At 67.2% G+C, this 14,758-nt stretch carries 13 protein-coding genes; 9 read left to right on the plus strand and 4 right to left on the minus strand.

Going from position 1 to position 14,758, the window contains the following annotated elements; all coding sequences use genetic code 11:
- The first annotated feature begins 58 nt into the window (after positions 1 to 58).
- The 4 genes from secD to AB4Y99_RS15315 all read left to right on the plus strand — a co-directional run bounded on the left by secD (position 59) and on the right by AB4Y99_RS15315 (position 4,056).
- Positions 59 to 1,669, plus strand: coding sequence for a protein translocase subunit SecD (gene secD / locus AB4Y99_RS15300; RefSeq protein ID WP_038365566.1), 1,611 nt, complete (start codon positions 59 to 61; stop codon positions 1,667 to 1,669).
- Between the two features lie 27 nt (positions 1,670 to 1,696).
- Positions 1,697 to 2,650, plus strand: a complete 954-nt coding sequence (gene secF / locus AB4Y99_RS15305) for a protein translocase subunit SecF (protein WP_441523903.1) — start codon at positions 1,697 to 1,699, stop codon at positions 2,648 to 2,650.
- Positions 2,651 to 2,661: 11 nt separating this feature from the next.
- Entirely contained in the window at positions 2,662 to 3,039 is a 378-nt protein-coding gene (locus tag AB4Y99_RS15310) for an Mth938-like domain-containing protein (protein ID WP_038365570.1), read from the plus strand.
- A 108-nt stretch (positions 3,040 to 3,147) separates the two neighbouring features.
- A complete protein-coding gene (locus tag AB4Y99_RS15315) occupies positions 3,148 to 4,056 on the plus strand; it encodes a phytoene/squalene synthase family protein (RefSeq protein ID WP_038365572.1) in 909 nt (302 codons plus the stop codon).
- Positions 4,057 to 4,150: 94 nt separating this feature from the next.
- Here the strand turns inward: AB4Y99_RS15315 and trmFO are convergent, their stop codons facing one another.
- A complete protein-coding gene (gene trmFO, locus AB4Y99_RS15320) occupies positions 4,151 to 5,572 on the minus strand; it encodes a methylenetetrahydrofolate--tRNA-(uracil(54)-C(5))-methyltransferase (FADH(2)-oxidizing) TrmFO (RefSeq protein WP_441523904.1) in 1,422 nt (473 codons plus the stop codon).
- A gap of 240 nt (positions 5,573 to 5,812) precedes the next feature.
- Positions 5,813 to 5,968 (minus strand): DUF1127 domain-containing protein, encoded by a 156-nt coding sequence (locus AB4Y99_RS15325; protein WP_441523905.1) that lies wholly within the window; start codon positions 5,966 to 5,968, stop codon positions 5,813 to 5,815.
- 592 nt (positions 5,969 to 6,560) lie between these two features.
- Between AB4Y99_RS15325 and AB4Y99_RS15330 the strand changes: the two genes are divergently transcribed.
- Positions 6,561 to 6,902: a hypothetical protein gene (locus AB4Y99_RS15330; RefSeq protein WP_441523906.1), complete on the plus strand. Its 342-nt coding sequence runs from the start codon at positions 6,561 to 6,563 to the stop codon at positions 6,900 to 6,902.
- Between the two features lie 69 nt (positions 6,903 to 6,971).
- Here AB4Y99_RS15330 and AB4Y99_RS15335 read toward each other — a convergent pair whose 3' ends face one another.
- A complete protein-coding gene (locus AB4Y99_RS15335; RefSeq protein ID WP_441523907.1) occupies positions 6,972 to 9,374 on the minus strand; it encodes a heavy metal translocating P-type ATPase in 2,403 nt (800 codons plus the stop codon).
- A 313-nt stretch (positions 9,375 to 9,687) separates the two neighbouring features.
- Between AB4Y99_RS15335 and AB4Y99_RS15340 the strand changes: the two genes are divergently transcribed.
- Positions 9,688 to 10,881, plus strand: coding sequence for a CaiB/BaiF CoA transferase family protein (locus tag AB4Y99_RS15340; RefSeq protein ID WP_441523908.1), 1,194 nt, complete (start codon positions 9,688 to 9,690; stop codon positions 10,879 to 10,881).
- Positions 10,878 to 11,675, plus strand: coding sequence for an enoyl-CoA hydratase/isomerase family protein (locus AB4Y99_RS15345; protein WP_441523910.1), 798 nt, complete (start codon positions 10,878 to 10,880; stop codon positions 11,673 to 11,675). The genes AB4Y99_RS15340 and AB4Y99_RS15345 overlap by 4 nt, the downstream gene beginning before the upstream one ends.
- 24 nt (positions 11,676 to 11,699) lie before the next feature.
- Here AB4Y99_RS15345 and AB4Y99_RS15350 read toward each other — a convergent pair whose 3' ends face one another.
- Entirely contained in the window at positions 11,700 to 13,025 is a 1,326-nt protein-coding gene (locus tag AB4Y99_RS15350; protein ID WP_142022670.1) for an MFS transporter, read from the minus strand.
- A gap of 181 nt (positions 13,026 to 13,206) precedes the next feature.
- On the opposite strand from AB4Y99_RS15350, the gene cyoA reads away from it, so the two are divergent.
- Both cyoA and AB4Y99_RS15360 read left to right on the plus strand, forming a co-directional pair.
- Complete coding sequence (gene cyoA, locus AB4Y99_RS15355) at positions 13,207 to 14,286, plus strand: ubiquinol oxidase subunit II (RefSeq protein WP_081925532.1); 1,080 nt, start codon at positions 13,207 to 13,209, stop codon at positions 14,284 to 14,286.
- A 49-nt stretch (positions 14,287 to 14,335) separates the two neighbouring features.
- Positions 14,336 to 14,758 (plus strand): cbb3-type cytochrome c oxidase subunit I (locus AB4Y99_RS15360; protein WP_441523909.1); only part of this gene is annotated, 423 nt, incomplete at its 3' end.

Consider the following 14,758-nt stretch of genomic DNA (forward strand, 5'->3'; position numbering starts at 1 on the left):
CAAGACGACGACTGGCCTCCTCGTGAGGCCAGCCCCCACAACAAGGCTGTTCACGCAGATGCTTCGTCTCCAGGCCCGCAAGGTCATTCTCGTCCTGCTCGTGCTGTTCTTCGGCTGCGGGCTTGCCGTGCCGAACCTGTTCTCGCCGGAGACGCGCAAGTCGATCGAGGAGAATGCGCCCTCCTGGATTCCGCGCTTCCTGCTGCCGACCCATGCGGTGGTGCTCGGCCTCGACCTGCAGGGCGGCTCGCACGTCCTGCTCGAGATCGACCGCGCCGATTTGATCCGCAGCCAGGTGACGCAGTTGCGCGATGATACGCGCCGCATCCTGCGCGAGGAGCGCATCAGCCTCCAGGGCGGTATCCAGACGACGACGCGCGGCGTGCAGATGCGCATCCCCGACGCGGCCGAGCGCGCGCGTGTGCTGCCCAAGCTGCAAGAGCTTTCGCAGCCGGTCGGCACGCTCGGCGCCTTCGGCCCGTCCGGCAACCAGTCGATCGCGATCACCGAGCAGCCCGACGGACTGATCCAGCTCACCGTGACGGAAGCCGGCTCGAACGAGCGCATCCGCCGCGCCGTCGAGCAGGCGATGGAAGTGCTACGCCGGCGCGTCGACGCGCTCGGCACGACCGAGCCGAACATCCAGCGCCAGGGCCTTGACCGCATCCTCGTCCAGGTGCCCGGCCTGCAGGATTCGCAGCGGCTGAAGGAAATCCTCGGCGACACCGCCAAGCTGGAGTTCCGCCTGCTGGGCGATGCCAACAGCACCGATGTCGACATGCTGCCCTCGCAGGATTCGGGCGGCCAGCCCGTGCCGGTGCTGCGCCAGCCCGTCGTCGACGGCGCCGATCTGGTCGATGCGCAGCCCTCCTTCGATTCGCGCACCGGCCAGCCGATCGTGAATTTCCGCTTCAACATCCGCGGCGCCCAGCGCTTCGGCCAGATCACCACCGAGAATCTTGGCCGCCCGCTCGCCATCGTGCTCGACAACAAGGTGATCTCGTCGCCGGTCATCCAGTCGCCGATCACCGGCGGCTCGGGCCAGATCTCCGGCAACTTCACCGTCCAGCAGGTCAACAACCTGGCGATCCTGCTGCGCGCCGGCGCGCTGCCCGCCAAGATGACCATCGTCGAGGAGCGCACCGTCGGTCCGGGCCTCGGCGCCGACTCGATCCATGCCGGCAAGCTCGCGACGCTGATCGCCGGCGTTCTCGTCGTGCTCTACATGCTCGGGACCTACGGCATCTTCGGGCTGATCGCGAGCGTCGCACTCTTCGTCCATGTCTGCCTGATCTTCGGCCTGATGTCGCTGATCGGGGCGACGATGACGCTGCCCGGCATCGCCGGCATCGTGCTCACCATCGGCACGGCGGTCGACTCTAACGTGCTGATCTATGAACGCATGCGGGAGGAGGAGCATCAGGGCCGCAGCCTCGTCTCGGCGCTCGAAGCCGGCTTCCAGCGCGCCTTCGCGACGATCATCGACTCGAACGTCACCATGCTGATCGCGGCCGTGGCGCTGTTCTCGCTCGGCTCCGGCCCGGTGCGCGGCTTCGCCGTGGTGTTCATCCTCGGCATCCTCACCACCGTCATCACGGCAGTGACGCTGACCCGGATGCTGATCGCCGTCTGGTATCGCTGGGCCAAGCCCAAGCACCTTCCGTTCTGACGCAGCCCAAGCTCCAGGAGATTGGCCATGCGCCTGCTTCGTATCGTTCCCGACAATACCCGCTTCAAATTCGTCTGGTTCCGCCGGTTCAGCTATCCGATCTCGGCCGCCTATTCGATTCTGGTGCTGGCGCTCTTCCTGACGGTCGGCCTGAATTTCGGCATCGACTTCAAGGGCGGCACCCTGATCGAGATGCAGGCCAAGAGCGGCAAGATCGAGATCGCGCAAGTGCGCCAGACCGCCAATGCCCTCGGCTTCGGCGAGGCGGAGGTGCAGGAGTTCGGCGACGGCACGGAATTGTCGATGCGCTTTCCGCTCCAGGCGGGCGGCGAGGCGGCGCAGCAGGGCGTGGTGACGAAGGCGCGCGACGCTTTCGCCTCGACCTATGAGTTCCGCCGCGTCGAGACGGTCGGGCCGCGGGTCTCGGGCGAGCTGGTTCAGGCCGGCGCGCTCGGCGTCGTRCTCGCGATCATGGGCGTGCTGATCTATCTCTGGTTCCGCTTCGAGATGCCGCTCGCCATCGGCGCGATCCTCGGCACGCTGCACGACATCGTGCTGACGATGGGCTTCTTCCTGATCACGCAGCTCGAATTCAACCTGACCTCGATCGCGGCGATCCTGACCATCGTCGGCTATTCGCTGAACGAGACGGTCGTGGTGTTCGACCGCACGCGCGAATTGCTGCGCCGCTACAAGACGATGCYGATCCCGGAGCTGCTCGACCTTTCGGTCAACTCGACCCTGTCGCGCACCGCGATGACGGCGACGACGACCTTCCTGTCGCTGCTCGCGCTCGTCATCTTCGGCGGCTCGGCGATCGAGGGCTTCGCGCTCGTCATGCTGTTCGGCGTCGTGGTCTGCACCTATTCGGCGATGTTCGTCTCGACCCCGGTGCTGCTCTACATGGACGTTCGCGGCCAGGGCCAGCGCGAGGAAGCCCGCGAGAAGACGCTCGCCGGCGCCAAGCCCAAGGCCGGCTGAGGCCGGCGGCCATGGCGCGCTTCGAGGGCTTCGTGCCGGGGCGCTGGGCGCTCGATGCGATCGGAGCCGGTGGCTTCCGTTTCGCCGAGATGAGCCACAAGGGCTCGATCATCGCGACGCCGGCCGGGATACGGCTCTGGCCGGTGACGCAATTCTCCGAGGTCACGCTCGACAGCCTCCAGCCGATTCTTGATGAGGCCGGGGCGATCGACTTCCTGATCATCGGCACCGGGCCGGACATCGCCTTCATTCCGCCGGCCTTGCGCGAGCCGCTGAAGCAGGCCGGCATCACCGTGGAAGGCATGGCGACGGGCGCCGCCGCGCGGACCTATAATGTCCTCGTCGCCGAGGATCGCCGCGTCGCGGCCGCGCTGATCGCCATCCCCTGAGATCGCGGCACAGGCCGCGTCCGGCTGCGGCGTTTTGGCAGCCATGAATCGTGGGCGTAGCCCCCGCGGGGGCATTGGCCTAGACTGAGGACGAAAGCGAGGCCGGGCATGGCGGGCCGAGACGGTACGACACCGCAGGTTCAGACAGATCAGCGCGACGATAGGGTGCCTGCGCGCCTGCCGGAGGCCTATGCGCATTGCGCGGCGCTGGTCCGGGAGCAGGATCAGGATCGCTATATCGCGACGCTCTACGCGCCTGAGGCGCGCCGTCACGGGCTCTTCGCGCTCTATGCCTTCAGCCAGGAGATTGCGCGGGTGAGGGCGCTCGTCAGCGAGCCGCTGCCGGGCGAGGTCAGAATGCAATGGTGGCGCGACCTGCTCGAAGGCCAGCCGAATGGCGAGGTGCAGGGCCACCCCGTCGCTGCGGCGCTGCTCGACACGGTGAAGCGCTATCGCCTGCCGATCGCGCCACTGACCGGGCTGATCGATGCCCGCACCTTCGATCTCTATGACGACCCCATGCCGTCGCTGCGGGATCTGGATGGCTATGCGGGAGAGACTTCCAGCGCCCTGATCCGGCTCGCCTGCATCGTGCTGGCCGGCGGGCGTGACCCCGGCGGGGCGGTGGCTTGCGGCCATGCCGGCGTCGCCTATGCGCTGGCCGGGCTGATGCGCGCCTTCCCCTGGCATGCGGCGGAGGGGCAGGTCTATCTGCCGGCCGACATCCTGGCCCGCAACGGCGTGACGCGGGACGACATCGTGCGCGGGCGCGGCGGGCCCGGTGTGCTCTATACGCTCAAGGAATTGCGCGAGATCGCGCGCAACCATCTCAAGCAGCTCGCGAGCCTGAGCGACACGATTCCGCCGGCGGTGCAGGCAGCCTTCCTGCCGGTCGCGCTGGTCGAGCCCTATCTGCGCAAGATGGAAGGCAAGGGCTACGATCCCTATCGCACCATCATCACCTTGCCGGCCTGGCGCCGGCAGTGGATCCTGTGGCGAGCGGCGCGGAAAAGCTGAAAGGCTCCGTCATGCTCGGGCTCGGACCGAGCATCTCCTCCAAAAGAGCCCCGGGGGCTGCACTTCGCTTCCGACCGGGATGACGGTCAGCGCTTCACTCTGCCGCTTTCGCCTGCTCGCTTCCGGCCCATTCCTCCATCACCTGCTTGGCGCGCGCCGTCAGCGCCTGCTTGCGGGCGAGGCTCTTGGCCGGGCCCTTGAGGCGCTTGCCGTCGGGGCCCGTCTTGGCGACGCCCTCGATCGGCGGGAACAGGCCGAAATTGATGTTCATCGGCTGGAAGGAACGCGGTCCCTCGTCGATGGTGGTGATGTGGCCGCCAGTGATGTGGTTGACCAGTGCGCCCAGCGCCGTCGTCGCGGGCGGCAGCGGCAGGTCGCGACCGAGCCGCTCGGCCGCCGCCATGCGTCCGGCGAGGAGGCCGATCGCGGCGCTCTCGACATAGCCCTCGCAACCGGTGATCTGGCCGGCGAAGCGCAGCCGCGGATCGGCTTTCAGCCGCAGCCGCTCGTCGAGCAGCTTCGGCGAGTTGAGATAGGTGTTGCGGTGGATGCCGCCGAGCCGCGCGAACTCGGCGTTCTGCAAGCCGGGGATCATCCGGAAGATCGCGGCCTGCTCGCCATATTTCAGCTTGGTCTGGAAGCCGGTCATGTTGAACAGCGTGCCGAGCGCGTTGTCCTGGCGAAGCTGCACCACCGCATAGGCCTTCACGGACGGGTTGTGCTTGTTGGTGAGGCCGACCGGCTTCATCGGGCCCCAGCGCAGGGTCTCGCGGCCGCGCTCGGCCATGACCTCGATCGGCAGGCAGCCGTCGAAATAGGGCGTGCCTTCCCACTCCTTGAACTCGGTCTTCTCGGCGGCGAGGAGCGCGTCGATGAAGGCCTCGTACTGGTCCTTGTCGAGCGGGCAGTTGATGTAGTCGGCACCGGTGCCGCCCGGACCGGCCTTGTCATAGCGCGACTGGAACCAGGCCTGATCCATGTCGACCGAATCGAAATGGACGATCGGCGCGATGGCGTCGAAGAAGGCGAGCTCGCTCTCGCCGGTCAGCGACAGGATGCCCTGCGCCAAAGCCGAGGAGGTGAGCGGGCCGGTAGCGATGACGACATTGTCCCATGCGGCAGGCGGGAGGCCGGCGATTTCGCCGCGCTCGATCGTGACGAGCGGATGAGCCTCCAGCGCGGCCGTGACCCCTTGAGAGAAGCCGTCGCGATCGACGGCGAGCGCGCCACCGGCCGGGACCTGATGCGCATCGCCCTTGGCCATGATCAGCGAGCGGAGGCGGCGCATCTCCCAATGGAGCTGGCCGACGGCATTGCTCGACGCATCGTCGGAGCGGAAGGAGTTGGAGCAGACCAACTCGGCCAGCCCCTCGGTCTTGTGGGCGTCGGTGCCGCGCACCGGGCGCATTTCGTGGAGGATGACGGGAATGCCGGCCTGAGCGATCTGCCAGGCAGCTTCCGAGCCGGCGAGGCCGCCGCCGATGACGTGTACGGGTTGAACTGACGAGGTTGCCATGGCTCGGATGTGTCCGCAGCCGGCTTTCAGGTCAAGGGATGAATTCGGGCTGCATCATTGCGAGACGCGTAGCGGCGAAGCAATGACGGCGGGGTCAGACGGCCCCAAAATGCAAAATGCCCGCCGGGAGGCGGGCATTCGCTCTTCGACCGAAGCTCGAGGGGAGGGGAAACACGAGCCTCAGGAGAAACTACACGGAACGCACCACGCACGACGCGTGGCGGTTCGTATTCGGTAACTTCAGGCCGCRGCGTGCGAGCGGGCGATGAAGKKGATCTCCGAGCGYGACAGGCCRAGATCGTCGAGCTCACGGTCGGTCAGACGSGAGAGCTCGCGAACGGTCTCGCGGTAGCGGAGGTAGGCGCGGATCTTGGCAGCGATCATGGTGACGAACATGGTGGTTTTCCTTGCGTGTATTCCGGAGCGGGGCGGTGCCCACAGCGACAATCTCGTTGTGCAGTGCATATAAGCCAGGCGGTCTGCCGCTTACAGAGGCTCTGCCTCAATTCCGTTATGCGCCTTGCGCATGAACCATTAAGATGTCGGTTACTTTTGTGCCGTTGCCCTGCGCTGGAGACGTGCCTCGTTTCAAATGCAACCGATTTTCTGCCTATTATTTTGTCTTTCCTCCATTCGCGATCCAGGTCGAGCGAACGGGTGCCTGCGTTTTGACCATGTTGCATGTGCTCACTGATGCATAGCGGGGACAGCCGAGGCTCTGCACTGCAAAATGGAACGATCGTCATTGTCCGGTCGCAATCGGAGGTGCCGGCCGGCAACGGAAACCGGGCCGATTCCCGGAAGTGGCGGAGCGAGCCGCGAAGCTGATTCCGAGCCGCCCATCGGCTGCTTTTGCCGGGCAATTTGTGCCGCTTGGGCGAGGGGCAAATGGGCTCTCGCGATTATCTCACTGAAAACGAAGGCATTTCCCCGCCTGGCGGCGCGGCCCGGGGCTTGCTGGGCATATGGATCACATCCGGAGGATGCCATGTCGGTCGCCATCTCCAGCCGGTCCCCTGCACCGGCTTCCACATTCCCGCTCGGGACGCGTTCGTCGAGCACCGCTGCGACGGAAGCGGATGGCAAGGCGGCCGACGCTTCGGCTTCCTCCTCGGTCAAGGCCGATTTCCTGAAATTCGCGCGGATGAGCCCGGAGGAGCGGGTCCAACAGGCGGTCCTGTCGAAGCTCGGCATGACCGAGGAACAGTTCAACAAGCTCGACGCCAAGGCCAAGGGCGATGTCCTCGCCAAGGTCCGCGACGAGATCCTGCGCCAGATGGACACGAAGGGCGGGCGCCGCACCGGCACTGTCGCCGATATCAAGGTCTGAGCGGCCGCTTCTATAGAGAGGCCCTTGGAGTCTGGGTGGCCTTGTGGTTCCGATCCAAAACAGCCCGCCTTAACTGGCCTTACCCGCGTCGAAGCGCAGCAGCCGCAGCGCATTCGCCGTGACGAGGACCGTCGCGCCGGTATCGGCCAGGATCGCGACCCAGAGCCCGGTATAGCCGAGCACGCTCGTCACCAGGAACACGGCCTTGAGGCCGAGCGCGATGGCGATGTTCGCGCGGATATTGCCCATTGCCGCGCGGGCCAGCCGGATCATCGCGGCGATGTCGCGCACCCGGCTCTTCAGCACGGCGCCGTCAGCGGTTTCCAGCGCCACGTCGGTTCCCGAACCCATGGCGATGCCGACGCTCGCCGCGGCCAGCGCCGGAGCGTCGTTGATGCCGTCGCCCACCATCATCACCGGCGTGCCGGCGGCGAGCTCCCTCAGTGCGGCGACCTTGCCGTCCGGCATCAGCTCGGCCTTGTGCTCCATGCCGAGCGCGCCGGCGATGGCGGCCGCGGTGCGGGCGTTGTCGCCGGTCAGCATGGTCGCGCGGACGCCCATCGCTTTGAGTTCGGCGATGGCGGGGGCGGCATCCTCTCGCGGCTCGTCGCGCAGCGCGATCAGCCCGGCCAGCGTGCCGTCGACGATGACGGCGGCGACGGTCTTGCCGGCCGATTCCAGCGACTCGACGGAGGCCTTGGCCCAATCGTCGAATGGGGCGCGGGCCGTGGCATGGCGTGGCGCGCCGACGAACACGGCGCGGCCCTCGACCTTGCCGGTGACGCCCTGGCCGGCCAGCGCCGCCGCTTCCGCAGCCGGTGTGAAGGCGACCGCGTCAGCCCGGGCGCGCTCCAGAACAGCCTCCGCCAGGGGGTGGGCGGAGCCGGCCTCGACGGCGGCCGCGAAGGCCAGAACCTCGCGTTCTTCCCGGTCGAGGGCGACGATGTCGGTGACGCGAGGCTTGCCCTGGGTCAGCGTGCCTGTCTTGTCGAAGGCGACGAGGCCGGTGCGGGCGGCCGTCTCGATGACGACGCCGCCCTTCATCAGCAGGCCCTGGCGGGCGCCGGCCGACAGCGCGGCGGCGATGGCGGCCGGAACCGAGATGACCAGAGCGCAGGGGCAGCCGATCAGCAGCAGCGCCAGAGCGCGGTAGATCCAGACTGACCACTCGCCGGCGAAGAGGAGCGGCGGCACCAGCGCGACCAGCAGGGCGAGGCCGACGATCGCCGGCATGTACCAGCGCGAGAAGCGGTCGATGAAGCGTTCAGTCGGCGCGCGGGCCTCCTGCGCCTCCTCGACCAGGCGGATGATGCGGGCGATGGTGTTGTCCTGCGCTGCCTTGTCGACGCGCACGCGCAGCGCCGCCTCCCGGTTGACCGAGCCGGCAAAGACCGGCTCGCCGACCCCCTTGGTCTTCGGCACGGACTCGCCCGTCACCGGGCTCTCGTCGATACCGGAGATGCCGTCGGTGATCTCGCCATCGGCCGGGATGCGGTCGCCGGGGCGCACCAGCACGATCTGGCCGATCGTCAGGCTGGCAGCGTCGACCTGCCGGGTGGCGCCGTTCTCCTCGACGATGGCGGTCTTCGGAACGAGGTCGCCGAGCGCGCGGATCGAGGCGCGGGYGCGATCGGCCGCCACGCCTTCGAGCACCTCGCCGACGGCGAAGAGGAAGACGACCAGCGCCGCTTCCTCGGCGGCGCCGATGAAGAGCGCGCCGATGGCGGCAATCGTCATCAGCATCTCGATGGTGAAGGGAATGCCGGAGCGTGCCGCCGCGAGAGCACGGCGCGCCACCGGCGCCACGCCGATCGCGCAGGCGACGACGAAAGCCCAATAGGCGATGTCGTGCCGGACCGTGCCGACGATCCAGGCGGCGGCGAGCAGCGCGCCCGTCACCAGCACCAGCCGGCCCTTGCCGGTCTGGTACCAGCTCACACCGTCCGGCGTGACCTCGTGGACATGGCCGGGCAGGCCGTGGCCCTCGTCGGCCTTCGCGGCGGCTCCGGCCGATTGCCCGTGCCGGCCATGGGCGGCGTGATCGTGGCCGGCGTGATTGTGACCAGCGTGGTCGTGTCCATGATCGTGACCCGAGCAGCCGGCGCCGTCATGGGCGTGCGCGCCGTGGTCATGCGATTCATGGTCGTGCGATTCCTGGGCATGACCATGGTGGTCATGGTCGTGACCGCCACAGCAGGGCGCCGCTTCGGCGGCCGGCTTCCGAGCGGGGGCGGCCGCGAGCGCGGAGGTTGTATAGCCGAGCCCGTTGACGCGCTTTTCCACGGCGCCGGCGCTGGTCTGCGCCTCRTCGAGCGCCAGCGTCAGCGTCTCCGACATCACGGAAAGCCTGACGTCGCTGACGCCGGGCATGCGTTCCACCGCGCCGCGGATCTTCGTCGCGCAGCTCGCGCAATCCATGCCGCCGACCTTCCAGGAGAGGGTCTTCGGTTCGGATTCGGTGCGGGTCGCCATGGTCTGTCTCCGTCTGCCTTCGCTACGGGACACAGCTTCTACAAGCTGTAGCCACTTCAGGTTCAAGAGAAAAATGATCGCCGCTGCGAACAGCGCGCCGATGCCGCGATCCCAGGCCGGCGCAACCTTGCATTGCCGCTGGTCTTGTTTCTGCATGCAGTATGCAGCTAGAAATCGATAGCTCCTCAAAGCGGGCGGACAGCCCGGCTGGGTCATTGCGGCAGGACGCGACCGATGCGCTGGCGGCTGAGCCGTCCCGATGCAGTCGGCGCGTTCCGGCCATGCGTCCGGCAGGGCAGGGAGGAAAAACGGCATGGCACAAGCCGGACCATCGATGGCCCTGAGAGGGCTGCGGGTGCTGGACCTGACGCGGGTGCGGGCCGGGCCGACCTGCGTGCGAATCTTCGCGGATTTCGGGGCGGACGTGATCAAGGTCGAGAGCCCGCCGGGTTTCGATCCGAACGAGAACATGAGCGGCCCGCGCCTCGGCTACGACATGCAGAATCTGCATCGCAACAAGCGTTCCCTGGCCATCAACCTGAAGACGGCCGAGGGCAAGGCGATCCTGATGCGGCTGGTCGAGGAAGCCGATCTCCTGGTCGAGAACTTCCGGCCGGACGTCAAGGAACGGCTCGGCCTCGATTTCGAGACCCTGCATGCCATCAATCCACGGCTGATCCTGGTCTCGATCTCCGGCTTCGGGCAATCTGGCCCGTACCGGACGCGGGCCGGCTTCGACCAGATCGCGCAGGGCATGGGCGGGATGATGTCGGTGACCGGCCTGCCTGGGCAGGGGCCGGTGCGCGCCGGCATCGCGCTGGCCGATTCCTCGGCGGGGCTCTACGGGGCCGTCGGCGCGCTGGTGGCGCTGCAGGAGCGGGCCCTGTCCGGCAAGGGGCAATGGGTGCAGACCTCGCTGCTCGAGGCGCAGATTGCGATGATGGATTTCCAGGCCGCGCGCTATCTCGTCGAAGGTTCGGTGCCGCCGCAGGCCGGCAACGACCATCCCTATTCCACGCCGATGGGGGTCTATAAAACCCGCGACGGCGCCATCAATCTCGGCGTTGGCGGGGAGGAGCAATGGCGCTCCTTCTGCCGGGCTGTCGAGCGGCCGGAATGGGGCAGCGATCCCCGCTTCGACAGCATGGAAAAGCGCTTCGACCAGCGCCCGGAGCTGCGGCGGATGATCGAGGAGCGCTTCGCCGCCGCCGGCAGCACGGATTGGCTCGCCGCGATGGAGGCGCATGGCGTGCCGGCCGGGCCGATCTATGCGGTCGACCAGATGTTCGACGATCCGCAAGTGCGCCATCTCGGCATCGCCAGGCCGCTGGAACACCCCCAGCTCGGGGATATCCGGGTCGTCGGCCAGCCGGTGACGCTCTCGCGCACCCCCTCCAGGGTGGCGACGCCGACGCCGGCGGCCGGGGAGCATAATGACGAGGTCCTGGCCGAACTCGGCTATGACGAAGCCGGGCTCGCGCGGTTGCGGGCCGAGGGCGTGATCTGACGGAGGCCGGAGTGAGCGAAGACATTCTCTATGCGGTAGAGGGCGGGATCGGGACGATCACGCTCAACCGGCCGCAAGCGCGCAATGCCATGACCTTCGCCATGTATGAGCGGCTGGCCGAGATCTGCCGCGATCCGGCGGCCCATGGCGACCCGCGCGTCATCATCGTGACTGGCGCCGGCGACAAGGCTTTCGCCTCGGGCACCGATATCGCGCAGTTCCGTTCCTTTGCGAGTGCGGCGGATGCGCTGGCCTATGAGGAGCGGATCGAAGGCGTGATCGATGCCATCGAGCGCTGCGCCGTGCCGACGCTGGCGGCGATCTCCGGAGCCGTCACCGGCGGTGGGGCGGCCATCGCGCTCGCCTGCGATCTGAGGATCGCGACGGTGACGGCACGCTTCGGCTTCCCGATCGCGCGCACGCTCGGCAACAGCCTGTCGATGGCGAATTATGCCCGGCTCYTCGCCCTGCTCGGCCCGGCGCTGGTCAAGGACATCGTCTTCACGGCGCGGCTCGTCGAGGCGGAGGAGGGGCGCCGGGCCGGGCTCTACAGCGAATTGCTGCCGGATCATCCCGCTTTGATGCTGCGGGCGGCCGAACTCGCCAGGACCATCGCCGGGCATGCGCCGCTGACCATGCGGGCGACCAAGGAGGCGATGCGGCGGCTGACGGCCGCCACGGCGCAAGCTGTCGCCGGCGAGGACCTGGTCACGCTCTGCTACACGAGCGAGGATTTCCGGGAGGGCATGGAGGCCTTCCTCGCCAAGCGTCCCCCGGTCTGGCGGGGGCGCTGAGGCAGGCGGCGGAAGACGCTTCGTTCAGCCGTAGCGGGCTTCCAGCCGCCGGTCGAACCAGAGCGCGACGAGCGTGCAGATCACGCCCGAGAGCAGATAGAGCCCGACCCAGGCGAGGCCGAGCTTGCTGGAGAGCGTCAGCGCTACGAGCGGCGCAAAGCCGGCGCCGATCAGCCAGGCGAGGTCGGAGGTCAGCGCCGCGCCGGTGTAGCGATACTCCCGGCCGAAGCTCGAGGCGACGGCGCCTGCGGTTTGGCCGTAGGAGAGGCCGAGCAGGCCGAAGCCGATGATGACATAGACCGTCTGGCCGGCTTGGCTGTCTCCGAAGAGCAGGGGAGCGATGACGCTGCCCAGGCTGAACAGGCCAATCATCAGGCCGGAGAGAATCAGCGTCCGGCGCCGGCCGATCTGGTCGGCGATCAGGCCCGACGTCATGATCGCCCCGGCGCAGACCACGGCGCCCGCGCCCTGCACGATCAGGAACTCCGAGACCGAGCGGTTGGTGAAGAGGTTGATCCAGCTCACCGGAAAGATCGTGACGATGTGGAAGAGCGCGAAGCTCGCCAGTGGCACGAAGGCGCCGAGGACCAGCGTGCTGCCGCGCTTGCGGATGAGCTGCATGACCGGGCTGGGCATGAGTTCGCGCGTTTCCATGAGCTGCGCGAATTCCTGCGTCGCGACCATGCGCAAGCGAGCGAACAGCGCGACGACGTTGATCGTCAGGGCGACGAAGAAGGGATAGCGCCAGCCCCAGCCGAGGAAATCCTCGGTCGAGAGCGAGCCCTCGAAGAAGGCGAACAGCCCGGCGGCGAGAATGAAGCCGATGGGGGCGCCGAGCTGCGGCAGCATCGCATACCAGCCGCGCCGGTTCTGCGGGGCGTTGAGCGCAAGCAGCGAGGACAGGCCGTCCCAGGCGCCGCCGAGCGCGATGCCCTGCAGCAGGCGGAAGGTCGCCAGGATGATGCCGGACCAGATGCCGATGGTCTCGTAACCCGGCAGGAAGGCGATCGCGGCCGTCGAGCCGCCGAGCAGGAACAGCGCCGCGGTGAGCTTGGTGGCGCGGCCATAGACGCGATCGATCGACATGAACAGCACGGAGCCGATCGGCCGCGTCAGGAAGGCGAGGGCGAAGATGCCAAAGGAATAGAGCGTTCCGGTCAGCGGGTCGGCGAAGGGAAAGACCAGCTGGGGGAAGACCAGCACGCAGCCCAGCCCGAAGACGAAGAAGTCGAAATATTCCGATGTCCGGCCGATGATGACGCCGAGCGCGATCTCGCCCGGGGTGACGTGATCGCGACCATGTTCGTCGGTCGGATGGCTCGATGCCGGGCTTGCCACATGGGCGCTCATTCGGGGGCTTCCTCGTTCGCGCGGAAAAGGGATAACATTCCCCCGCTCCGGACGCCATGGATGCGGCGGATAAAAGCGGAGCGTCGATCATCTGCCAATGGGACATTCTGTCCTCTGTGCAGTGCAATAGAATGCGATAGAAGGACGGCGACTTTCCGGTCACGGAGGGCTTGGTCTCTTGATGAATCGTCGTTTTCTGGCGCTGTTGCCGCTTTTCGCCCTGCTTGGGGGCTGTCAGGCGGTGCTGTTGTCGCCCTCCGGTGATGTTGCGTTGCAGCAACGCAACCTCATGCTGATCTCGACGGGGCTCATGCTGACCGTCATCCTGCCGGTGATGGCGCTGACGGTGTTCTTCGCCTGGCGCTACCGCGCTTCGGCGAAGGCTGAGTATGACCCGGACTGGAATCACTCGCTGCCGCTCGAAGTGGTGATCTGGGCGGTGCCGCTGCTGATCATCGTCATTCTCGGCGCGCTGACCTGGATGGGCACGCATCTGCTCGATCCCTATCGGCCGCTCAACCGCATCAGCGCGACGGCGCCGATCGCGACGCCGCAGGGCGGCGAGGCGCAGGTACGCAAGCAGCCGCTCGTCATCCAGGTCGTGGCGCTCGACTGGAAATGGCTGTTCCTCTACCCGCAGCAGGGCATCGCCTCGGTCAACGAGGTGGTGGCGCCGGTGAACCAGCCGATCGAATTCCGCATCACCGCCTCCTCGGTGATGAACTCGCTCTTCATTCCCGCGCTCGCCGGCCAGATCTATGCGATGCCGGGCATGCAGACCAAGCTCAACGCCGTCATCAACCATGCCGGCGATTTCGAGGGCTTCTCGGCGAACTATAGCGGGGAGGGCTTCTCCGGGATGCGCTTCCGCTTCCGTGGTGTCGAAGGCAACGGATTCGAGGACTGGGTGAAGGCTGCGCGCGACAAGGGCGACAAGCTCGGCCGCGAGGAATATCTCGTCTTCGAGCGGCCGAGCGAGCGTGAGCCGGCTCGCCAGTTCGGCAGCGTCGCGCCCGATCTCTACGACGCGATCCTCAACATGTGCGTCGACCGCGCCAAGATGTGCATGCGCGACATGATGGCGATGGATGCCAAGGGCGGCGGCGGCAAGGAGGGYATCTCCACCGTCATGGCGCTCGAATACGACAAATCGGTGCGCCGGGGCGGCGCGCCCCTGCCGCCGCGGCCCTTCGTCACCGCGATCTGCACGCCGGCCGACGTCTACGGCAAGGGCGGCGTGACCGCCCAAGTCGCGAATTGAGCCGCCAATTGAACGGCCGCCTGGCCAAGCCTAGCGATCCGAGGAAGCCATGAATTCCTATCCCGACTGGTGGAAGCTCGTGTTCGGACGCTTCACGCTCGAGGCGATCCCGTATCATGAGCCCATCCTGCTCGCGACCTTCGCTGGCGTGGTGATCGGCGGCCTCGCGCTCATCGCGCTCATCACCCGGATGAAGGCCTGGGGCTATCTCTGGCACGAGTGGTTCACCAGCGTCGACCACAAGAAGATCGGCATCATGTATATGGTGCTCGGCATCGTCATGCTGCTGCGCGGCTTCGCCGACGCGCTGATGATGCGTGGGCAGCAGGCCATCGCCTTCGGCGCGAACGAGGGCTATCTGCCGCCACATCACTACGACCAGATCTTCACGGCGCATGGCGTGATCATGATCTTCTTCGTGGCGATGCCGCTGGTCACGGGGCTGATGAACTATGTCGTGCCGCTGCAGATC

The sequence above is a fragment of the Allobosea sp. TAB14 genome, from assembly GCF_052113865.1.
GTDB classification, from domain to species: Bacteria; Pseudomonadota; Alphaproteobacteria; order Rhizobiales; family Beijerinckiaceae; genus Allobosea; species Allobosea spartocytisi.